This is a genomic window from Cupriavidus sp. DF5525 (assembly GCF_040149425.2).
GTDB classification, from domain to species: domain Bacteria; phylum Pseudomonadota; class Gammaproteobacteria; order Burkholderiales; family Burkholderiaceae; genus Cupriavidus; species Cupriavidus pickettii_A.
The window spans coordinates 2,583,216-2,604,620 of the sequence record NZ_CP168265.1 but is presented as its reverse complement, the minus strand read 5'-3'; the positions used below and the strand labels follow the sequence as shown (position 1 = coordinate 2,604,620).

The 21,405-nt window shown below is 64.9% G+C and carries 22 protein-coding genes and 1 pseudogene; 16 read left to right on the top strand and 7 right to left on the bottom strand.

Features of this window, described 5'->3' with window-relative positions:
* Position 1 precedes the first annotated feature (1 nt).
* From ABNX08_RS12175 to ABNX08_RS12150, 6 genes and pseudogenes are all read right to left on the bottom strand, one after another.
* Complete coding sequence (locus ABNX08_RS12175) at positions 2 to 193, bottom strand: hypothetical protein (RefSeq protein WP_041681076.1); 192 nt, start codon at positions 191 to 193, stop codon at positions 2 to 4.
* Between the two features lie 672 nt (positions 194 to 865).
* Positions 866 to 970 (bottom strand): annotated as a pseudogene (locus ABNX08_RS12170) (zinc-ribbon domain-containing protein); the annotation flags it as partial.
* Between the two features lie 265 nt (positions 971 to 1,235).
* Positions 1,236 to 2,465, bottom strand: a complete 1,230-nt coding sequence (locus ABNX08_RS12165; RefSeq protein WP_022535496.1) for a CaiB/BaiF CoA-transferase family protein — start codon at positions 2,463 to 2,465, stop codon at positions 1,236 to 1,238.
* 26 nt (positions 2,466 to 2,491) lie between these two features.
* Positions 2,492 to 3,490: a tripartite tricarboxylate transporter substrate binding protein gene (locus ABNX08_RS12160; protein WP_041681074.1), complete on the bottom strand. Its 999-nt coding sequence runs from the start codon at positions 3,488 to 3,490 to the stop codon at positions 2,492 to 2,494.
* A 48-nt stretch (positions 3,491 to 3,538) separates the two neighbouring features.
* Positions 3,539 to 4,648 (bottom strand): nitronate monooxygenase family protein, encoded by a 1,110-nt coding sequence (locus ABNX08_RS12155; protein ID WP_022535494.1) that lies wholly within the window; start codon positions 4,646 to 4,648, stop codon positions 3,539 to 3,541.
* Positions 4,648 to 5,877, bottom strand: a complete 1,230-nt coding sequence (locus tag ABNX08_RS12150) for an acyl-CoA dehydrogenase family protein (RefSeq protein WP_349606001.1) — start codon at positions 5,875 to 5,877, stop codon at positions 4,648 to 4,650. The genes ABNX08_RS12155 and ABNX08_RS12150 overlap by 1 nt, the downstream gene beginning before the upstream one ends.
* 122 nt (positions 5,878 to 5,999) lie before the next feature.
* On the opposite strand from ABNX08_RS12150, the gene ABNX08_RS12145 reads away from it, so the two are divergent.
* The 5 genes from ABNX08_RS12145 to ABNX08_RS12125 all read left to right on the top strand — a co-directional run bounded on the left by ABNX08_RS12145 (position 6,000) and on the right by ABNX08_RS12125 (position 9,475).
* Positions 6,000 to 6,959, top strand: coding sequence for a LysR family transcriptional regulator (locus ABNX08_RS12145; protein ID WP_022535492.1), 960 nt, complete (start codon positions 6,000 to 6,002; stop codon positions 6,957 to 6,959).
* Positions 6,956 to 7,081 (top strand): hypothetical protein, encoded by a 126-nt coding sequence (locus tag ABNX08_RS12140; RefSeq protein WP_022535491.1) that lies wholly within the window; start codon positions 6,956 to 6,958, stop codon positions 7,079 to 7,081. The genes ABNX08_RS12145 and ABNX08_RS12140 overlap by 4 nt, the downstream gene beginning before the upstream one ends.
* A gap of 191 nt (positions 7,082 to 7,272) precedes the next feature.
* Entirely contained in the window at positions 7,273 to 8,268 is a 996-nt protein-coding gene (locus ABNX08_RS12135; RefSeq protein ID WP_022535490.1) for a hypothetical protein, read from the top strand.
* 73 nt (positions 8,269 to 8,341) lie between these two features.
* The gene (locus ABNX08_RS12130) at positions 8,342 to 8,647 is read left to right on the top strand and encodes a hypothetical protein (protein WP_022535489.1); all 306 of its coding nucleotides are present in this window, start codon (positions 8,342 to 8,344) and stop codon (positions 8,645 to 8,647) included.
* Between the two features lie 93 nt (positions 8,648 to 8,740).
* Positions 8,741 to 9,475: a head GIN domain-containing protein gene (locus tag ABNX08_RS12125; protein ID WP_022535488.1), complete on the top strand. Its 735-nt coding sequence runs from the start codon at positions 8,741 to 8,743 to the stop codon at positions 9,473 to 9,475.
* Between the two features lie 108 nt (positions 9,476 to 9,583).
* Here the strand turns inward: ABNX08_RS12125 and ABNX08_RS12120 are convergent, their stop codons facing one another.
* Positions 9,584 to 10,489 (bottom strand): LysR family transcriptional regulator, encoded by a 906-nt coding sequence (locus ABNX08_RS12120; RefSeq protein WP_022535487.1) that lies wholly within the window; start codon positions 10,487 to 10,489, stop codon positions 9,584 to 9,586.
* Positions 10,490 to 10,707: 218 nt separating this feature from the next.
* Between ABNX08_RS12120 and ABNX08_RS12115 the strand changes: the two genes are divergently transcribed.
* From ABNX08_RS12115 to ABNX08_RS12065, 11 genes are all read left to right on the top strand, one after another.
* On the top strand, positions 10,708 to 11,574 hold the full coding sequence (locus ABNX08_RS12115) for a VOC family protein (RefSeq protein ID WP_022535486.1): 867 nt from the start codon (positions 10,708 to 10,710) through the stop codon (positions 11,572 to 11,574).
* A complete protein-coding gene (locus tag ABNX08_RS12110; RefSeq protein ID WP_022535485.1) occupies positions 11,571 to 12,278 on the top strand; it encodes a class II aldolase/adducin family protein in 708 nt (235 codons plus the stop codon). The genes ABNX08_RS12115 and ABNX08_RS12110 overlap by 4 nt, the downstream gene beginning before the upstream one ends.
* 93 nt (positions 12,279 to 12,371) lie before the next feature.
* The gene (locus tag ABNX08_RS12105; RefSeq protein WP_022535484.1) at positions 12,372 to 13,826 is read left to right on the top strand and encodes a 2-hydroxymuconic semialdehyde dehydrogenase; all 1,455 of its coding nucleotides are present in this window, start codon (positions 12,372 to 12,374) and stop codon (positions 13,824 to 13,826) included.
* Between the two features lie 8 nt (positions 13,827 to 13,834).
* A complete protein-coding gene (dmpE, locus tag ABNX08_RS12100) occupies positions 13,835 to 14,617 on the top strand; it encodes a 2-oxopent-4-enoate hydratase (protein ID WP_022535483.1) in 783 nt (260 codons plus the stop codon).
* A 32-nt stretch (positions 14,618 to 14,649) separates the two neighbouring features.
* Positions 14,650 to 15,438, top strand: coding sequence for a 2-oxo-3-hexenedioate decarboxylase (gene dmpH / locus ABNX08_RS12095; RefSeq protein ID WP_022535482.1), 789 nt, complete (start codon positions 14,650 to 14,652; stop codon positions 15,436 to 15,438).
* A 63-nt stretch (positions 15,439 to 15,501) separates the two neighbouring features.
* Positions 15,502 to 15,693 carry a 2-hydroxymuconate tautomerase gene (locus ABNX08_RS12090; protein ID WP_022535481.1) on the top strand — a complete coding sequence of 64 codons (192 nt, stop codon included), beginning with the start codon at positions 15,502 to 15,504 and terminating at the stop codon, positions 15,691 to 15,693.
* A gap of 40 nt (positions 15,694 to 15,733) precedes the next feature.
* Entirely contained in the window at positions 15,734 to 16,678 is a 945-nt protein-coding gene (locus ABNX08_RS12085) for an acetaldehyde dehydrogenase (acetylating) (protein ID WP_022535480.1), read from the top strand.
* Between the two features lie 20 nt (positions 16,679 to 16,698).
* A complete protein-coding gene (gene dmpG, locus ABNX08_RS12080; protein WP_022535479.1) occupies positions 16,699 to 17,736 on the top strand; it encodes a 4-hydroxy-2-oxovalerate aldolase in 1,038 nt (345 codons plus the stop codon).
* A 273-nt stretch (positions 17,737 to 18,009) separates the two neighbouring features.
* Positions 18,010 to 19,101: a porin gene (locus tag ABNX08_RS12075; protein ID WP_022535478.1), complete on the top strand. Its 1,092-nt coding sequence runs from the start codon at positions 18,010 to 18,012 to the stop codon at positions 19,099 to 19,101.
* Positions 19,102 to 19,281: 180 nt separating this feature from the next.
* Positions 19,282 to 20,469, top strand: a complete 1,188-nt coding sequence (locus ABNX08_RS12070) for an ABC transporter substrate-binding protein (RefSeq protein WP_022535477.1) — start codon at positions 19,282 to 19,284, stop codon at positions 20,467 to 20,469.
* A gap of 24 nt (positions 20,470 to 20,493) precedes the next feature.
* On the top strand, positions 20,494 to 21,405 hold the full coding sequence (locus ABNX08_RS12065; protein WP_022535476.1) for a branched-chain amino acid ABC transporter permease: 912 nt from the start codon (positions 20,494 to 20,496) through the stop codon (positions 21,403 to 21,405).

The window sequence follows — 21,405 nt, the reverse complement described above, 5'->3', positions numbered from 1 at the left end:
GTTATTCGAGAGAGGTGTTGGATCGGAGCGCTTCCATTTGCCTGGCTTTGGCGTTGCTGATCACAGACCTTGCGGCGCGGTTGCCGGCGTCGACTGCCAGGACGCTTTCGGCCGTAGCGATGGCTTTGTCAAACTGCCCTTTGGAGACGTGGACTTTCGCTTTGCGCAACAGCTCATCGATCTTTGCTTCCATGGGATCGGGCTGGACTACGGGCTTGGCGGGTTTGACCGGGGCTGTGGGCGCGGGGAGGGCCGGCACTGCGGCAGCGATCGGGGGTGGTTGCGTCGCGGGTGCTGGTGCGGGCGGTAGGGCAGACGCCACGGGTACGCCTGGCTCCGGCTGCGCCGGGGGTTCGGGGGGCTGGATGGGCTGAGCAGGTTCGCTCGGTTGAGTGGCCACCGTGGCTTCAGTGGGCAACGTCGGCTGGGAAGCCTGCACCTGCGTCGCCTGATCGACTGGCGTGCTGGGCTGCTTGCCGCCATACCACCAGAACAGGGCTCCTCCGCCAACAGCGACTGCGGCGGCGATGCCGGCGGCGATCAATGCATTCGACGGTTGTCGCGGGGCGGGCTCGGGAGCGATGCGCCGAGGCACGTGCTCAGGCTCGGCTTCCCGGGCCACGGTAGTTTCGGCCGGCAGTGCTACCGGCGGGGCGACCTCTGGTGTTATGTCGCGAATCGGGATCGCTTCCACTTGCGCAGGCTCGAGTACTACCTCGGCAGTTGCCAGGCGCTCTGGCGCTGGCGTAGCCGCAGGCAGCGAAGCACCCTCCGCTTGCGCTGCTTTTGCATCCGTCGGCCGCGTTCCGCACTTCCTGCAGAACTTTGCCCCGGCGATCAGTTCAGCGCCACAGCCACTGCAGCCCAATGCGGCTACCGGCGCCGCCTGGACTTTTACTGGTGTTCCACATGATTTGCAGAAGCGGGCGCCGGCTGGCGTACTGACACCGCAATTCGTACAACTCGTCATTCCATTCCCTTAGCAATCTATTGGTATCTCTCCAGGCGTTCGTTTCCTATTGGCTGATATCGTGTTTTCGTTGGGACTCAGCAGGGAAATGGTCACGGCCCGCGCGATTCGAAACTCTTTGCTAAATCGCGAGGCCGGCCGGGGCAGGCTCAACTTGAGCCCTGCCTCGAACGCTCGGCTTGCCGGGCTTTAACGGACGACGGTTGTGTGCGCTGAACCCCACATTGGAGGGGACTGGGATTTTTTAGCTGTAGCGGCAACGATGTCAGATAACGCCATCCGCGCGCAGCGTTGCCATGTCTTGTCGGGTCAGGCCGACCCTGGCATAGATCTCCTCGTTATGCTCGCCGACTGACGGCCCGGTTCGTGGCGCGCCGGGCGCGTAGCCGGAAAAGCGCGGCACGTGGCACGGCGCCGGGACGGAGCCCAGGTCGGGGTCGGGCAGGCGGACGATCGCCTCGCGCGCACGGAAGTGCGGGTCGTTGACGATGTCCTGGATGGTGAAGATCTTGCTGAACGGTATCTGTTGCGCCTCCAGTGCTGCAGCGACCGTGTCGTAGTCGTGGGCCGCGAACCAGCTTCCGATCGCGGCATCCAGCGATTCGAGGTGCCGGACGCGCGCGGGGTTGGTGGCATAGCGCGGGTCATCGGCCAGTTCGGGCTTGCCGATCGCCAGGCAAAGACGCCGGAAGATCGGGTTGGAGGAAGCCACCATCGACACCCAGTGGCCGTCCGCGGTGGCATACATGTTCGACGGCGCGGTGTAGGTGGCCCGGTTGCCCGCACGCTGCCGGATCTGCCCGAGCTGTTCGTATTCCACCGCGAGCGGCTCCAGCAGGCGGAACAGCGCTTCGGTCGCGGACAAGTCGATGTCGCGGCCAGGTGCGGCGGAATCCAGGCGACGCTCGGCCGCCGCCGTGGCGATGGCGAAGGCGCCGAACAATCCGGCCATCACGTCTCCGGCCGGATAGTTCATGTGCAGCGGGGGGCCGTCCGGCTCGCCGGCCAGGTTGGTGAAGCCGCTCATGGCTTCAAACACGCGCGCGAAGCCGGCGCGCGACGCATACGGTCCGGTCTGGCCGAAGCCCGTGAGGCGCAGGATGATCAGGCGCGGGTTCGCGGCGCGCAGGGTGTCGGCGTCGAGGCCCCATCGGTCCAGCGTACCCGTGCGGAAGTTCTCCACCAGCACGTCGAATTCGGGCAGCAGCTTGAGAAACAGTTCGCGGCCCTGGGGTTGCCGGACGTCGAGCGAGATGCCGCGCTTGCCGCGGTTGGCCACCTTCCAATAAAGCGGCAGGCCGTCCTTGACGGGAGCGAGGCCGCGCAGCGGGTCGCTGCCGTCGGGCAGTTCGAGTTTGACGACGTCCGCGCCCATATCCGCGCACAGCGTGCTGGCCAGCGGCGCCGCCAGCACCGTGGCCATGTCGAGGATGCGCAGGCCGGCGAGCGGGCCGTTGGCGCTACCCCTGGCGCCTCCCTCGGCGTTTTCGGTCATGCGTGCTTCCGGATGCGTAGCTGGCTTCATGCGTCCACCTTGATTTCCCGTGCCTTGATCAGGGCTGCCCAGCGCGTGGCTTCGGCCTGCAGAAGGCTGTCGAACTGCTTCGGGTCGAGCGCGAGGATTTCCGCGTCGAGTGCCGCAAGCTTGTTGCGCACGTCTGCGGTGGCCATGGCCGCCTGCAGCGCAGCGCCGAGGTAGTCGACGATGGCCGGCGCGGTGCGCGCGTGGACCGCCAGGCCATACCACGACTGCACCAGGGCGTCCGGGTAGCCCGCTTCCGCGATGGTCGGAATGTCCGGCAGCGAACGCGTCCGCCTGGCGGCATTGACCGCCAGCGGCCGCACGCGCTTCGACTGGATCAGCGGCAGCACCAGGTTTTGCGACACCAGCGCGAACTGCAATTGCCCGCGCCCCAGATCCAAGACCGAAGGCGGCTGGCCCTTGTAGCCGACGTTGGTCACCCGCACGCCGGTGGATTCGAAGAACAGCTCCTGCGCCAGATGCAGCGAGCTGCCAGCGCCCGGAACCGGAACGTTCACCGCACCCGGCCGCGCCTTGCCCCATGCCGCGAATTCCTTCAGCGTCTTCACGGGCACGTCGTTGTGGACCACGAATACCGACGGCACTGCCGCCACTGCGCCGATGGCCCGGAAGTTCTGGATACGAATGCCGGAATCGGGATAGAGCGTCTGGGCCACCGCCAGCACCGGGGTCACGCCGAGCAGCGTGTACCCGTCAGCCGGTGCGCGGCTGGCGAACTCGATGCCGATACGGCCGTCGGCACCCGGCCGGTTCTCCACGACCACGCGCTGCGGCAAGTCAAGCGACATCCGGTCGAGCGCCGCGCGCAGCGTGACGTCGACGACGCCCCCCGCCGGGTAAGGCACCACCGCGCGCAGCGGCCGGTCGGGGAAATTGCCCGGGCCCGTTGCGGCCCGGGCGAGCCCCGGCAGCCAGCCGGGCGCGGCCAGCGCCAGGGCGGTTTGCAACGCAGTCCTTGCGAATGCTCGGCGATCCATGCTGTCTCCTCGTTCTGGTAACCCGTTGTTTCCGTCGGGTATTGCCGGTCAGCCCGGCAGGTAGCTGCGCAGGCCATCCAGGGACTGGCGCGTCTGCCGTACCAGCCGGTCCATGATCCGTGCCACCGGTTCGACTTCCCGCACCCAGGCGACGCTCTGGCCCGCCGCCTCGTACATCAGCGGCGCGATCTCGTGCTCTTCCACGGCCGCCAGCAACCGCCCGGTCAGCGCCTGCTGGTAGGGCATGTCGAGCGGCTCGGGGGCCTCGGGTGCTTCCCACGCATCGGAGAACGCGCTGCGCACCACGCGGCACGGCTTGCCGCTGTGCGCGCGCGTGATGACCGTGTCTTCGCTGCCGGCAGCCAGCAGCCGCTCGGTCAGCGCGGCCGGCAGCCGGTGCTCCGTGCTGCCCAGCCACACCGTGCCGAGCCACGCGCCCTGTGCGCCCATCGCCAGTGCGGCGGCGATCTGGCTGCCTTCGCCGATGCCGCCGGCGGCAAGCACCGGCCGCCCCCCGGCTGCCGCGATGATCTGCGGTACCAGCGTGAAGGTGCCGGTCGTCCCGGTATGCCCGCCCGCGTCATAGCCCTGCGCGACCAGCACGTCGACGCCGGCCTCGATGGCCTTGCGCGCATGCTTGACGGCGCCGACCAGCGCCATGGTGGTCTTGCCCGCGCGCCGCACTTGCGCGATGGTGCCGGCTGGCGTGCCGACCCCGGCCGCGAAGACATCGATCTGGCTCTGCGCCACGGCGACGACCTGCTCCTCGAACAACGCCTGCGAGCGCACGTATTGCGAGAAGAAGTTGCCCTGCGTGGCGGGTGGCACGGCGAAGCGCTCGAACAGGCCATCGATAAAGCGGCGATGCCCCTCCGGAATGGCTGCCGCCACGTCATCGGGGGTGGAGACGCCCGGCAATGCGGTCGGCAGCAGCAGGTCCACGCCGACGGGGACGTCGGGGCACAGCGCGCGCAGGTCGCGCAGCTTCCGGGCGAGTTCGTCGGGGCCGTCGCGCGCGGCGGCATAGACGCCGAGTCCGCCCGCATTGGAGATAGCCGCGGCAGCTTCGATGCTGTGTGCCAGCCCGAAGATCGGGTAGCGGATGCCCAGGCGGCGGCACAGCGCGTTGGCCAGGGCATTGTTGCGGGTCTGGGTCATCAGTGCGCTCCGAACAGGTCCGGCTCAAGGTCGAGGCAGGGGTGCTGCGGCATCGCCGACGCCGTCTTCATCACGTGCCGGCCGATCAGGTTCTTGTGGACCTCGCTGGTTCCCTCGCCGATCTGGTTCATCTTGGCATCGCGCAGGAAGCGTTCGATCGGATAGGCATTCAGGTAGCCGTTGCCGCCGAGCAGCTGCGCGCAGTCCACCACGACGCGCATGCACAGGTCGGTGCTGTGCATCTTGGCGATCGATGCGTGAATCGAAGTCTCGGCGTCCTTGCGGTCGTAGCGCTGCGCCGCGCTGTAGACCAGGCAGCGTGCGGCCTCGATGCGCGCGGCCATGTCGGCCAGCATCCACTGGATGCCCTGGTGCTCGCCGACTGCCTTGCCGGACACCTGCCGGTGCCCGGCGTACTGCGCCGCGATCTGCAGCGCCCCGGACATCCGCCCCAGCGCAATGGCCGCATGGCCGATCCGGGCGCGCACCAGCGTGTCCTGCGCCAGCGCCATGCCCTGTCCCTCCTCGCCAAGGCGATCCGCCAGCGGTACGAAGACATCGTCCAGGCGTACTTCCGCGATCGGCACGCCGTGCCAGCCGAGCTTGGGGATGACCGGCGACACGCTGAGCCCTTCGGCATCGCGCGGCACGAGGAATGCCGTCAGCCCCTTGCTGCCGCCAGGTCCGTCGGCGAGTGACGCCACCACGACAAACATGTCGGCCACCGTGGCGCGGGTAATGAACTTCTTCTCGCCGGACAGCCGATAGCCGCCAGGGTGCCGGCTGGCGACGGTGCGCAGCCGCGCGAGGTCCGAGCCCGCGCCGGGTTCGGTCAGCGCGAAGGCGGATTGCTTCTCGCCGCTGGCCAGCAGCGGGACCGTCTGCGCGCACAGTTCGGGCGATCCCCCCGCGACAATCGGGCGCGACGACAGATCCGTGCCCGTGACGAGCGAAGCCGCGGTGCTGCACACACGGGCGATCTCCTCGATGATCCTGACACGCAGCAGCATCGATGCAGCCGTGCCGCCAAGCTCCCGGGGGAACGCCGTGGCGATGACGCCGCTCCCGGCCAGCGCGCGGAAGGTGTCCCACGCGAATTCGTCATTGCGGTTGACCGCATTGGCCCTGGGGCCGATGGTCTCCTGGACCAGCGCCTGGACTCGGGCCAGGGTGCCGGTCTCCGCCGCGTCGAGCGGCGCCAGCGGATGGCGTTCAGCAGATAGGGGCATGGGTCGTCGTCTCCTCGAGGTGGGTCGGTGTGCTTGCCTCTAACGATAAAGAGGCGCTACTCTCCGATCAATGCCGACAGGAGAAAGCAGATTTCTCGATACAAGATAGCTGGAGCGGATCGATGCAGGCTGAAACAGGGCAGGACCTCACGTTCAAGGCGCTGGCCACGTTCGTGGCCGTGGCGCGCACGGGCAGCGTATCGGGGGCCGCGGCGCAGCTCGGGCTGGCGCAGTCCGCCATCAGCCGGCAGGTCGCCGAGCTGGAGAAGATGTTTGGCGGGCCGCTGTTCTATCGCACGGGGCGCGGCGTGCGGCCGACCACGCTGGCAGCGCAGGTGCTGGCCGACGCCGAGCCGCTGCTGTCCGGCGCCCGGCAGCTGGTCGAGTCGGCACGCGGCCAGGCGGGCAAGGTAAGCGGAATGGTCACGCTCGGATTGGTGCCGGCAGTGGCGCCGCTGCTATCGAGCCGGCTCTACGCAGCAGTGCAGGAGCGCCTGCCGGCCGTCCGGCTGCGCATCGTGGAGGGCTACAGCGGGGAGATCGAGACACAGCTGACGCAGGGCGGCATCGATCTTGCCGTGCTGAACCGCTATCGTGCCGAAGGCAGGAACAGCTACCGGCGCCTGCTGGACACGGCGCTGATGCTGGTGGGCCGGCGCGAGGCATTGCAGGCCCACTGGCGCGCAGTGGGAGCCAGGCCGACGTCGATCCCGCTGCGCCAGCTCGGCGGCCTGCCGCTGGTGCTGCCGGTGCCCCCCAACGCTATCCGCAACCTCCTCGACGAAATGGCCATCGCGCACCGCATCGCGCTCAACGTCTGCATGGAGGCCAGCTCGTCGGTGGTCATCAAGCGCATCATGTTCGACCATGCCGCTTTCTCCGTGCTGCCTTACCACGCGGTAGCACCAGAACTGGAGGCCGGTGAGTTCGACGCCGTGCCACTGGCCGACCGCGCCTTGCGGCAGACCGTCGTGCTGGCCACGAGCAGTCAGCGCCCATTCACGGCGGCCGCCAGGCAGGTGGCGCAGATGATCCCCGGCATTGCCGAGGCTTTAATCCGCGAAGGCCAGTGGAGACGATGACGGCGCAGCAACGACGCATGGATGCGTTCCGGCGCTTCCGCAACGAACAGCGCCCGCATGAAGCGCTGGATCAGCGCACGGCTGGCAAGGGACCCGCTGCACTGAAAGTGATCGTCCCTTGAGCAGCGTGTCGGACATCACATCGACTTGCCCAGCACATCTGCCAGCTCGCGCCGGCAGGAGAAGGAGAGGGCGCATTCTGGCCCGACGATGCAGCGGTAAGTGTCGTACCGCACGCGCTCCACAACAGGTACTTGGGGTAAGCCGCGACATCGACTAGCTTGAAAGCCTTGGGCCGCTTCGATGAGGAATCATGATGAAGAGGGTCATAAGGCGTCTGGCCACGATTGTTGCCGTGGGCTTCGCAGTGGGCCTGTCCGGCGTCAGCGGTGCGCGGGCCTCCGACATCGACTGTAAATCACCTGCGGGCGGATCCTCGGTCCGCTGCGAAGACCCGCGCGGCGTCGGGATGCGATGCACGCTGGCGACCGACGACCCCCGCCCGCGCGCGCGCCATCACCTGATCTGCGATTCGACCAGGCTGTCAGAGCGCTACGAGCGCATCTACGCCGAGCAGCAGAGAATGCTGCGCAAGGGTAGGATTCAAAACTCGGACATCACGGCCTGGCGTGCCCGGCGCGATGCCTGCGACTCGGTACGCTGCCTGGAAGGCATGTTCGCCAGGTTCTGGCGGGAGCGGGACTCGATGCGAAACGCGCCGGCCCGGCCCGCCTCCCCACCCCAGGCTGCCACGGCTATGTCAGGCCCGGCCACGCATGAGCCGGCACCGTCGACTGCGCCGACGCAGAGCGCGCAAGAACAGCCGGCGTCGACCGAGTCGCTTGCCATGCACAGCCCGGAACCCACCGAGTTCACTCGGTCGACCGAAGCCCCCATTTCAAGCCCGGCCACGCATGAGCCGGCACCGGCAACTACGCCGACACAGAGCGCGCAAGAACAGCCGACGTCGACTGCGTCGCTTGCCATGCAGGTCGGACCGGAACTCACCGAGTTCACTCTGCTGACTGCAACCCCCGTTGAAACACCGGCTGCCCGGCAAGCGGCGGCGCGCCCCATTGCAGACGGCATGCACAGCAGCCCTGGCAAATCCCGTCCGGCCGCGCTTGCCGTGGAGAGCCTGTTTTCCGGGCTTGCCGTCCTGGGCATGGGCGTGGGTTTCCTGTGGACTCGCCATAACGCTCGCGCACAGGACCGGCCACGTTCCACCGTCCGGGCGGTCATGGTTATCGCCTATGTCCTGCTTTTTGTGAATGCACTGTTGCTGCCGTTCACGCTTGGTTTGAAGTAAACGCGCTCGTCATGGGAAGGCACTGGCGCGCCCGAGTCTGCCGGAAGAGATCGTTCCATCAAGGAGGGTTAACATGCGCATGCTTCTCAACATCCGAATACCTCACGAGCCATTCAATGCTTTTGTGCGCGATGGCACGATCGGTGACGTTATAGAGAGGATTCTGGCAGAGACGAAACCGGAGGCCGTCTACTTTACCGAGCAGAACGGAGCGCGCGGAGCGATTCTCGTCGTCAATCTCGACGAACCATCGCAGATCCCCGCATTCGCAGAACCCTGGTTTCTGATGTTCAACGCTGATTGCGAGTTTCGCGTGGTGATGGCCCCTGAGGACCTCAGGAAGGCAGGACTGGGAACACTTGGGTCGAAGTGGCAATAGCGACCGTGCTACCGGTTATCGTCTGTAAAGCGCTTGAGCGCTATCGGCGTGCAAGTCCCGCGCAGCTCAGTGCGGACTAACAAAAGGACCACCGTGAAGCAACTCGTCAAGTTGTGTGTTTCGATGCTTGCGGCGGTCTCCGGTATTGCGCATGGCGACGGCACCGTGATCGTCAATGGCTCGAACGTTGTAGTGACGGGCGACTCGGTCGCTATCATCAACGGCAAGGTCTACGGCGGCGCCAATATGGTGAAAGCGAAGGGTCCAGTCGTCAGCCAGCGCCGTTCGCTACCTGCGTTTCAGGGCATTGACATGATGCTGAGTGCAGATGCGACGTACCGGTTCGCTCCCGACCCAAGCATTACCGTCTTGGCCCAGTCCGACATCATGTCGAAGATCAAAACGACCGTTGAGGGCGGCACTCTGGTGATCGCCCCCGATGGCTCGTTTTCTTCGGAAAAGCCAATCAGGCTGCTGGTCGAAGGACCGGAGTTGTCGCGCGCGGTCATCTCTGGGTCGGGCAAGCTTGTGGCCAACGGCCTGCACGTCAATGCCGTCATGCTCCAGGTGTCCGGTTCGGGCACGATCGTAGCCGACGGCACTGCCAGCGAAGTCAAGGCTACGGTGTCGGGCTCAGGCAGTGTGGAACTGGCCAACCTCCGCGCGAAGTCGATTTCCGCTGAGGTATCGGGAGCCGGGCTAGTCTCGGCATATGCTTCTGAATCCGCGCAAGTGGAGTTGAGTGGCGCTGGCAATGTTCATATTTCCGGCAATCCTGCCAGGCGATCGGTAGACCGAAGCGGTGCGGGATCCGTACGGTTCGAGTAGCCGCCATGCCCGGGCTGCTTTGCAGTGCGCAGGTATATGCGTTATCGAGAGCACTGGAAAAATCGGGTTGGTCGCCGGTTAACAGATAGCGATTTACGACCCAATTGCTCAGTCGGCGTCGGTGGCGAAAACCTCCGTGACCACGGAGCGCAGCCATTTCGATTTGGGATCCTTGGCAAAGCGCCGATGCCAGTACACCTTCAGATCGTAATGCGGAATTTCAACCGGAGGCGCTACGATGCGCACCCTTTTTGAGTCGGCAAACACGTTGGCGACCGTACGCGGCAGCACCACCACCAGGTCGGATTCGGCGATGATGGTGGGGATGCTCATATAGTGCGCGGTATGCAACACGATATTGCGCTGGATGCCCTGCTTGGCGAGAACCTCTTCAAACATCTCCTGGCTACGACTTCCATCCTTGACGAAGGCATGCTCTGCCGCCTGGAACTGCGTCAGGGTCATGCGCGGTCCCTTGATCCTGTGCCCGGTGCGCACCATACAGACAAGGTCATGCGAGAACAGGCGCCGCTGGAAGAATTCGGCCTTGCGTAAATCCGGGAAATAGCCGAGCGCCAGATCGACCTCGCCAACCCGCAAGGCTTCTTCCAACTGGGCAGGGGCGAGGCTGACGCCACGAATGCGCGCCGACGGGGCCGTAGCACGGATGTGTTGCACCAGCTTCGGCAGAAACACGATCTCTCCGATCGCGCTCAGGCAAAAGACGAATTCATCGCCGCACACCCCCGGATCAAATTCCGGCGCCCGCAGGATATCGTGATCGATGGCGTCCAGGACTTCCCTTGCCTTGCCCGCCAGGCTTTGCGCGCGGGGCGTAGGCGACATGCCATCGACCTGGCGGATAAACAGGGCATCTCCCAATGACTCGCGCAACCGGGCGAGAGCGGCGCTGGCCGCCGGCTGGCTCATGTTCAGACGCTTGGCCGCTGCCGTCACGCTGCCGGTGTCGTAGATCGCCAGCAAAACCCGCAGCAAATTCAGATCGAGTCGCATGGATATTTGAAAATCAAATAATCCGAATTATAACAATTTGCTTTGTTTATGCGTTCGGCGCCGCTACATTTTCCGAAAACCAGCCGGCGGGATGCTCAGCATCGATGCCTGCGGGGCAGGAGACGAACGTAGGCAGGCAGGTTCCCGCTGTGACCGGGAAGCACATGCCTGAGGACTCCTGCCTCGTGATCTGCCGGCGGCGATCAACAGGAGACCAGATGATTCACCTTTCCGATATCCGCTATGTGCGCCTTGGGACGCGCGACCTGCAAGGTTGCGAGCAGTACGCTACGCAGGTGCTGGGCCTGGAGGTCGCGCATCGCGAGAGAGGCGCCCTCTACTTCCGCTCGGACAGTCGCGACCACACGCTGTGCTATTTCGAGGGCGACCCCAAAGACCATACTTCCGCCTTCGAGGTAGCGTCTCCCGCCGAGCTTGCCGCGTCCGCCGACTTGCTCGATCGCAACGACGTGCGTGTCGTCACGGGCTCGAAAGAGCAGTGCGAGTTACGACGCGTTGGTGCCTTCATCAACTTTCGTGATCCGTCCGGCAACAGCATCGATCTCGTGGTCGCGCCCGACCACAGCGGTCGTCGTTATTTTCCGTCGCGCGATGCCGGCATCACCGGCTTCAGCCACATCGGCTTGCGCTCGACCAATCCGGCGCGCGACGAAACGTTCTGGACGGGGCTTTGCAATGCAAAGGTAAGTGACTGGATCGGCGAGGCGCCATTGCTGCGAATCGACGAGATCCACCACAAGATCGCGCTGTTCCCTTCGAGTTACGCCGGCGTCCAGCATATCAACCACCAGGTGGAGAGTGTCGACGACCTGATGCGGTCTTACTACCTGCTGCGCGAACGGGGCGTACGCATCCTGTTCGGCCCGGGACGGCATCCCACCTCGGGCGCCGTGTTCCTCTATTTCGAAGGTCCGGACGACATGATCTACGAGTACTCGACAGGCGTCAGGACCATCTCGGTGGAAGACGAGAAGACCTACCGCCCTCGGCATTTTCCCACCGGGACTTCGTCATCCTTCTGCATGTGGGGTGCCAAGCCGGACATTGCCGAGTTTCGTTCATGAGCACGACCTCCACGCTCATTGACGCGCAACAACGCCTCGTGCGTGTAGCAGCACGGGCGATCGGTCGGGCTCATCTCGCCCATGCCTATGGACATTGCAGTGTGCGCCTCAGCCCGGGCGAGTTTCTGGTGTGTGCGGCCAAGCCGATGGGGCTGATCGGGGCAAGCGACACCGGCACGGTGGTGAGCGTCAACGGGACGCTTCCTGAAGGCGTGCTGGGCGAAGTCCGCATTCACCAGGAGATCTACCGGCAGCATCCGCACATTGGCGGCGTCGTGCGCAGCATGCCACCGGCCGTGATGGCGTTGTCGGCAGCACGCCTGACACCGCGCTGCCTGCACGGCATTGGCACGTATTTCTCCGCCGGGGTGCCGCTGTGGGACAACCCGCAACTGGTCCGCACGCCTGGGCAGGCGGCAGCGGTGGTCGAAACCCTGGGTACGGCCAGCGCGGTGGTGATGCGGGGCAACGGCGCCGTGGTTGCCGGCGCCTCGCTGGAGGATGCGGTGGTGCTGACGTGGTACCTGGAAGATGCGGCACGCATGGATCTCGCGTTGCGCGGTGCGGGACTGAGCGACCATGCCGCGGTCATCCCGCAGGCGGACGCCGAATTGCGCGCGACTCGCGTTGGCCGGATCTTCGAACGGATGTGGGAATACCTGACCGCCGGCGATTCGGAGGGCACGGCAATCGGACCAGCCTAGCGCTCCAGGCGAGAGGCCGTGCTGCTCGGCTCCGACGCGCCCTGGACGGTGCGGATCCCAATCCCTTTCAAAATCAGTCACCGAGGCAATTGCATGAAACAATTTCGCAACTTCATTAACGGCGAATGGGTCGGCACCGAACGGACCTTTGAGAACCGTAATCCGGTCGACAACAGCCTGATCGGGCATGTCCACGAGGCCGGCCAGGCAGAGGTCGACGCCGCCGTGGCGGCCGCGCGCCGCGCGTTGCAGGGCGAGTGGGGGCGCATGACGGTGGCCCGGCGCGTCGAACTGCTGCACGCCGTGGCCGACGGCATCAACCGCCGCTTCGACGAATTCCTGCAGGCCGAGATTGCCGACACCGGCAAGCCGCTGTCGCTCGCCAGCCATGTCGACATTCCACGCGGCGCGGCCAACTTCAAGGTGTTCGCCGACCTGATCAGGAACGTACCGGCTGAGAGTTTCGCCATGGCCACGCCCGATGGCGGCGAGGCCATCAACTACGCGGTGCGCTCGCCGCGCGGGGTGATCGGCGTGGTGTGCCCGTGGAACCTGCCGCTGCTGCTGATGACCTGGAAGGTTGGCCCGGCGCTGGCCTGCGGCAATACGGTAGTGGTCAAGCCGTCCGAGGAAACCCCGGCTACAGCCACCTTGCTCGGCGAAGTCATGAACGAGGCTGGCGTGCCTCCTGGCGTGTACAACGTCGTCCACGGCTTTGGCCCGGATTCTGCCGGTGCCTTCCTGACCTCGCACCCGGATGTGAACGGCATCACCTTCACCGGCGAAACCCGTACCGGCGAGGCCATCATGAAGGCAGCTGCCCATGGCGTGCGTCCGGTTTCGTTGGAGCTGGGCGGCAAGAACGCCGGCATCGTGTTCGCCGACGCGGATTTCGACAAGGCCGTCGCCGGCATTGCGCGCTCGGCCTTCGAGAACAGCGGTCAGGTGTGCCTGGGCACCGAGCGCGTCTACGTGCAGCGGCCGATTTTCGAGCGCTTCGTCGCGGCGCTCAAGGCAAAGGCCGAAGGCTTGCGGCTGGGCTCCCCGGACGCCGACGGTGTGAACATGGGCCCACTGGTTTCGCTGGAGCATCAGGCCAAGGTGCTGTCCTACTACAGGAAGGCGGCTGACGCAGGCGCCACCGTAGTCACCGGCGGCGGCGTGCCCGAGATGCCCGAAGCGCTGGCCGAAGGCGCCTGGGTGCAGCCCACCATCTGGACAGGCCTGCCCGAGGATGCGGCCGTGATCCACGAAGAGATCTTTGGCCCTTGCTGCCATATCGCGCCGTTCGATACCGAGCAAGAAGCCGTCCGGCTCGCCAACGACACGCCCTACGGCCTGGCTGCGACGGTGTGGACGTCCGATCTCGGCACGGCACACCGCATGGGCAGCGCCCTGGAGGTGGGCATCTGCTGGATCAACGCGTGGTTCCTGCGCGACCTGCGCACCGCCTTCGGCGGCGCCAAGCAATCCGGCATCGGCCGCGAGGGCGGGGTGCATTCGCTGGAGTTCTATACCGAGCTGCGCAATGTGTGCGTGAAATTGTGAGCCAGGCCATGAAACCAGAACAAATCCTCGACATCGCTGCTGGCCTTCACCACGCGCTGTCCGCGCGCCAGGCCATCGCACCGCTGACCGAAGGCTATCCAGATCTGTCCCTCGACGACGCCTACGGCATCCAGCTCGCCATGGTGCAGCATCGGCTGGATGCCGGCGAGCGTGTCATCGGCAAGAAGATCGGCGTGACCAGCCGGGTGGTGATGGACATGCTCGATGTGCGCCAGCCGGACTTCGGGCACCTGCTGTCCGGCATGGTCTACGGCGATGGCGCCGCCATTGCCGCCGACACGCTGATCGCGCCCAAGGCCGAGGGCGAGATTGCCTTCGTGCTCAAGGAAGACCTGGAAGGCCCGGGCGTGACCAATGCCGATGTGCTGCGCGCCACCGCCTACGTGCTGCCGTGCTTCGAGATCGTCGACTCGCGCATCCGCGACTGGAAGATTCGCATCCAGGACACGGTGGCGGATAACGCATCGTCCGGCGTGTTTGTGCTGGGCGACGCCGCCGTGGACCCGCGCGGGCTGGATCTCGGCACGGTCGGGATGACGCTGGAGAAGAACGGCGAGATCGTTGCCACCGGCGCCGGTGCCGCCGCCCTCGGCCATCCGGCCAACGCCGTGGCGTGGCTGGCCAATACGCTGGGCCGCCTCGGCATGGGGCTGAAGAAGGGCGAGGTGATCCTGTCCGGCTCGCTGGCCGCGATGGTGCCGGTCAAGGCCGGCGACCAGCTTCGCATCAGCCTGGGCGGCATCGGCTCGGCCGGCGTGCGCTTCATCTGAACGGATTCCACATAGCAGCCCACGACATCGCCATGAATCTCACCCAAGACATCATCCAGCAGCTCGCTGAGCACCTGGAGACCGCCGAACTCAACCGCGAACCGGTGCGCAAGATCACCGACGACCATCCCGACATGGACTGGGACGACGCCTATGCGATCCAGGACGCGATCCGGGCACGCAAGGAGGCACGCGGCACGCGCATTGCCGGCCTCAAGATGGGGCTGACCTCGTTCGCCAAGATGCGCCAGATGGGCGTAACCGAGCCGGTCTATGGCTTCGTGACCGACTACGGCGCCTGCATGGATGGCGGCGCCATCGATACCGCATCGCTGATCCATCCCAAGGTGGAGGCGGAGATCGCCTTCGTCCTTAAGCGTCCGCTCAAGGGGCCCGGCTGCCATATCGGCGACGTGCTGGCCGCGACCGACTTCGTGCTGCCGGCGGTGGAGGTGATCGACTCGCGCTACGAGAACTTCCGTTTCGACCTGAAGAGCGTGATCGCGGACAACACCTCATCGGCCCGCTTCGTGGTGGGCGGCACACATCGAAGCGCCGATGGCATCGATCTGAAGAACCTCGGCGTGGTGATGGAAAAGAACGGCGACGTGGTCGCCACCGCCGCCGGCGCCGCCGTGCTCGGCCACCCGGCCAGCAGCGTGGCCATGCTGGCCAACATGCTGGGTGCGCGGGGGCGCGAACTGCCGGCCGGCACCTTCATCATGACCGGCGGCGTGACCGAGGCGGTGGCGGTGCAGGCGGGCGACAACGTCACCGTGCGCTACCAGCACCTGGGGACGGTATCGATGCGCTTTGTCTGATCGCAGCACAGCCGGCGGGAGCAAGACTGTGTGCTTCCAATGGCAAATGACAGGAGTAAGGCAATGCCCATCATGCAAGTTTTCCTGATGGAAGGAAGGACCGAGGAACAGAAGGCGGGCCTGATCAGCGCGCTCACTGACGCGGCGGTGGCGTCGATCGGCGTCCCGCGCGAATCCGTGCGTGTGCTGATCACCGAAATGCCCAAGGCGCATTTCGGCATCGGCGGGAAATCCGCCAAGGAATTGGGCCGCTAATCAGGCCGCTAACGGACAGCGGCGGCAAGGGAGAATCAAGATGGACATGAAAGCAGGCAAGCACAAGGTTGCCATCATCGGCTCGGGCAATATCGGCACCGACCTGATGATCAAGGTGATGCGGCACGGCCGTCATCTGGAGATGGGCGCGATGGTCGGCATCGATCCCGCCTCCGACGGCCTGGCGCGCGCCGCGCGCCTGGGCGTGCCGACTACCGCCGGGGGCATCGAAGGCCTGCTGGCGATGGAGGGCTTTGGCGATATCCGCATCGCCTTCGACGCCACTTCGGCAGGTGCGCACGCGCACCATAACCAGTTGCTGCAGCAACACGGCGTGCGGGTGATCGACCTGACGCCAGCGGCGATCGGCCCCTATGTGGTGCCGGTGGTCAACCTGGACCAGCACCTGGAGGCCAGCAATATCAATATGGTCACCTGCGGCGGCCAGGCCACCATTCCGATGGTGGCCGCGGTATCGCGCGTGGCGAAGGTGCACTATGCAGAGATCGTGGCGTCGATCTCCAGCAAGTCGGCCGGGCCGGGCACGCGCGCCAATATTGACGAGTTCACCGAGACCACCAGCCAGGCGATCTGCTCGGTAGGCGGCGCCGCGCGCGGCAAGGCCATCATCGTGCTGAACCCCGCCGAGCCGCCGCTGATCATGCGCGATACGGTGTTCACGCTGTCCGATCTTGCCGACGAGGCGGAGATCGAGGCGAGCATTGCGCAGATGGTGCAGGCCGTGCAGGCCTATGTGCCAGGCTACCGACTCAAGCAGCGCGTGCAGTTTGAGCGCATTCCCGCTTCCGCGCCGCTGAACGTGCCGGGCATCGGGCCTGCCAGCGGATTGAAGACCACCGTGTTCCTGGAAGTGGAGGGCGCCGCTCACTACCTGCCGGCCTATGCCGGCAATCTTGACATCATGACCAGCGCCGCGCTGGCTTGCGCCGAACGCCTGGCCGAGACCAGCCTGGCAGCCGCCTGACCGTGCAGAAGGAGACAGACATGGATCTGAACAAGAAGCTTTATATCTCGGATGTCACCCTGCGCGACGGCAGCCATGCCATCCGCCACCAGTACAGCCTGGACCACGTGCGCCGCATTGCCGCCGCGCTGGACGCAGCGGGCGTGGACTCGATCGAGGTCGCGCACGGTGACGGCCTCTCGGGTTCGAGCTTCAACTATGGCTTCGGCGCGCATACCGATGTCGAGTGGATCGCCGCGGTAGCCGATACCGTGCGTCGCGCCAAGGTGGCGACGCTGCTGCTGCCCGGAGTGGGCACGGTGCACGACCTGCGCGCTGCCTACGATGCCGGCGCGAGGGTCGTGCGCGTAGCCACGCACTGCACCGAGGCGGACGTCTCGCGCCAGCACATTGAATTCGCGCGTGAACTCGGCATGGATGCCGTCGGCTTCCTGATGATGAGTCATATGACCGATCCCGCCGCGCTGGCGCAGCAGGCGAAGCTGATGGAAAGCTATGGCGCACAGTGCATCTACGTGGTCGATTCCGGTGGGGCGCTGAACATGAACGATGTGCGCGATCGTTTCCGCGCCTTCAAGGACGTGCTCAAGTCAGAGACCCAGACCGGCATTCACGCCCACCACAACCTGAGCCTGGGTGTGGCCAACTCCATCGTCGCGGTGGAAGAGGGCTGCGACCGCGTGGACGCGAGCCTGGCCGGCATGGGCGCGGGCGCAGGGAACGCGCCGCTGGAGGTGTTCATCGCAGCCGCCAGCCGGCTGGGCTGGAAGCATGGTTGCGACCTTTACACCCTGATGGATGCTGCAGACGACATCGTACGCCCGTTGCAGGATAGGCCCGTACGCGTGGATCGGGAAACCCTGGCGCTGGGCTACGCCGGCGTCTACTCGAGCTTCCTGCGCCACGCCGAAGCCGCAGCGGCACGCTACAAGCTGAAAACCGTCGACATCCTGGTGGAACTGGGGAAGCGTCGCATGGTGGGTGGCCAGGAGGACATGATCGTCGATGTGGCGCTCGACCTGGTTGCGCAGCGAGGCGGGGAACCCGCTGAGGTTTAGGGACATCCTTCGCCGTGGATTGCTGACGCGGCGAACTTCAGGCGAGCCGGGTCACGCAGCGGCTGAAGGCTGGAACGACCGCCGAACGGGCCGGGCTTAAATCGCATGGAAACAAGAAAAAGAAGGCGCCGCGCTCGCCGCGGGGCTCCGTATTCTCGCGCCCGTTGACAGGCATTGCAGGCACGTATGGCGGGGCATTTGCCCACCTTGACGGGGGCTTGGTGGCGCTCCCGCAACGTCTGCCAATAACTATATGAGAGTAATGGAGGAGACATGAAGATTCGTAAGATGGCCGCTGCGCTTCTGATGGCAGTTCCCGGATTGGCCGCCGCGCAAAACGTGACGTTATATGGAGTCATTGACACCGGCATCGCCTTCGTCAATGGAGTCGGTCAGGCACGCGACACACAAACCTTCATGCCTGGCCTGACCAGTACCGTTCCGTCCCGTTGGGGCTTGCGCGGGAGCGAAGACATCGGTGGCGGTAACAAGGCGATCTTCTGGTTGGAGTCGGGTTTCCTGCCAGACAGCGGCGCGTCGAGCCAGGGAGGGCGGCTGTTCGGCCGCCAGGCGCTGGTAGGCCTGTCCGGGCGCTGGGGGCAGGTGGCCATCGGGCGCCAGTACACGATGCTGTTCTGGGCCATGGCCGAGCCCGACATGCTTGGGCCGAATCTCTTTGGTTCCGGATCGCTCGACAGCTACATACCCAATACGCGCGCGGACAATGCCGTGTCCTACAAGGGCACCTTTGGTGGCCTGACGGTTGGCGCCACCTACAGCTTCGGTCGCGACACGGTCAATGCCGGCCCGAGTCCGGGCGGCACCAATTGCGCGGGGGAGAACCCGGCAGACCAGCGCGCGTGTCGCGAGTGGTCGGTGCTCCTGAAATACGATGCGGCGCGCTGGAGCGTAGCGGCGGCCTACGATTCGTTGCGAGGCGGACCTGGTGCCTTTGGTGGCCTGACAAGCAGCGCCCTGACCGACGACCGGCTTTCGCTCAACGGGTACTTCATGGTGGGAGAGGCGAAGATCGGGGGCGGATGGCTGCGCCGCGACAACCGGGCAAGCGCGACACCGCGCAGCGATCTCTACTACCTTGGGACGTCCTACCCGATCACGCCGAGGATCAGCGTCGATGCTGAGGCCTTCCACCTTCGCTTTCACAACAGTCCGAACAAGGCATGGATGTTCGCAGGCCGCGGCACCTATGCGTTCTCAAAACGGACATCCGCGTATGCGACCGCAGGCTTTATCGACAATCTCGGCAACCTCGCCTTGTCCGTCAACAGTGGTCAGGCCGGCACCAACCCGGCGCCAGGTGGGAACCAGTTCGGCGCAATGGTCGGCGTGAAGCACATCTTTTAGGCAAGTCATTTTGCCTGGCGCCGGGGAGCGGCGCCCCTTGAGGATCCAGCCAGCCTTCAGGCTACATCTGGTCCCCACAGAATCATTCCGCATGCATTCCGTATTGCCGTACGCAATGCGCTTTGCACACAGTGGCCGCCGGGAATAGACGGACCACAAATACACAAAGAGGAGACACACATGCTTCAAGCAAAGAGATGGATCGCCTTCGCTGCCATCGCCCTGTCCTGCACGCCGAGTGCACAGGCCGCTGACCCAATCAAGATCGGTTTCATCGGCTCCCTCACCGGACCACTGTCGACGCTGTCGACCGACATGAAAGACGGATTCAATCTCGCGCTCAAGCACAAGGGGGGCAAGCTGGGCGGTGTCGACACAGTCGTGGCTTACGGCGACGACCAGGCCAACCCGGATACCGGCAAGCAGGTCTACGAGCGCATGGCCAAAAGCGAGAATGTCGACATCATCACCGGCATGGCATTCACCAACGTGATGCTGGCCGTGGCGCCAACGGCATTCAAGGACAAGATCTTCTTCGTCAATTCCAACGCAGGCCCCAAGGAACTCGCCGGGGCCTCGTGCAACTACTATTACTTCAATCCCACCTGGCATACCAGCGCGCTGTCCGAGGCCGCTGGCCGCTTCGCCACCCAGAAGGGGTACAAGCGGATATTCGTGATTGCGCCGAACTACCAGGCAGGTCGCGAGCATGCCGAGGGCTTCGAGAAAGAATACAAGGGCGAGATCGCAGGCCGCGCCCGCAACAAAGTGGGCCAGCTGGATTTCTCGGTAGAAATCGGCCAGATCCGCGCCGCCAAGCCTGACGCGGTCTTCTTCGCACTGTGGGGGCCGATGGCGATCAATTTTGTCAAGCAGTTCAACCAGGCCGGCCTGAACAAGACGATCGACCTGGTCACGGCCGGCTTCGCCGTCGACGCCGACATCCTGCCTGCGCTGGGTGATGCAGCTGTCGGCATCTACAACACCAGCCAGTGGAGCCCGGACTTTCCCAACGCGGTCAACAGGAGATTCGTCGAGGATTTTGAGAAGGAATTCAAGCGTCCGGCATCGAGCTACGCCTCGCAGGGCTACGAGGTTGGGCTGCTTCTGGATGCCGCGATTCGCGACAGCAAGGGCAAGTTCAAGGATGACAAGGTACTGCACGACGCGATCATGTCGGCAAAGTACGAATCGGTACGCAGCTACTTCAAGTTCTCCTCAAACCAGAACGCGACCCAGCACATCTACTTGCGCCAGGTGGTGAAAAACGAGAAGGGCAAGCTGACCAACAAGACTGTCAGTAGCACGCCGGTATATGCCGACCAGAGCGATCCCTACATGGGCGAATGCAAGCTCGCGGCGAAATAGGACAACCGTTGGAAGGAGTACATCATGCTGGTTTTTCTGTTCGAACAGCTCCTCAACGGCGTGCAGTTCGGGCTCATGCTGTTTCTGCTGTCGGCGGGCCTGACACTCGTGTTCGGCATCATGAACATGATCAATCTGGCGCATGGGTCGCTGTACATGATCGGCGCCTATCTGGTCGCCACGCTGACCCTGAAGACGGACAGCTTCCTGTTCGGGCTGATCGGCGGCGTGGCGCTGACCGCGGCGATTGGCATCCTGCTCGAAATGAGCCTGTTGCGCCGGCTTTATGACAAGGACCATCTTACCCAGGTGCTTGTCACCTTCGGCATCATCCTGATCGCCAACCAGGCGGTGCAGGAGATCTGGGGGGCGCAGCCGATCATGACCAGCATGCCGGCCTCGCTGAGTGAGTCTGTGCCGCTCGTCGGCAGCTTCGAATATCCGGTCTTCCGGCTGTTCATTATCGTCGTCGGCCTGCTGATCGCCGCACTGCTGGCGCTGCTCATCAAGAAGACGCGGGTGGGCATGTGGATCCGGGCGGGTGCGTCCGACCGTGAGATGGCCTGCGCCATGGGGGCGAACATCAACCTTGTGTTCTCGCTCGTCTTCGGTCTCGGCGCGGCGCTGTGCGCCATCGCCGGAGGCCTGCTCGGTCCTCTGCTGTCGATCAACGTCGGCATGGGCGAGAGCATCCTGATCCTGGCCTTCGTGGTGGTGGTGATCGGTGGCATCGGTTCCGTCCAGGGCGCGCTTGCCGGCGCCGTGCTCGTCGGCGTTGTCGACGCGCTGGGCCGGGCGTTGATTCCGATGGCGCTGCGCGGCTTGCCGGATCAGGGGCTGGCCGATTCGCTGGCATCCACGCTGTCCGCCGTTTCGATCTATCTACTGATGGCGCTGGTCTTGTACTGGCGGCCGCAAGGTCTATTCTCCCGCTGA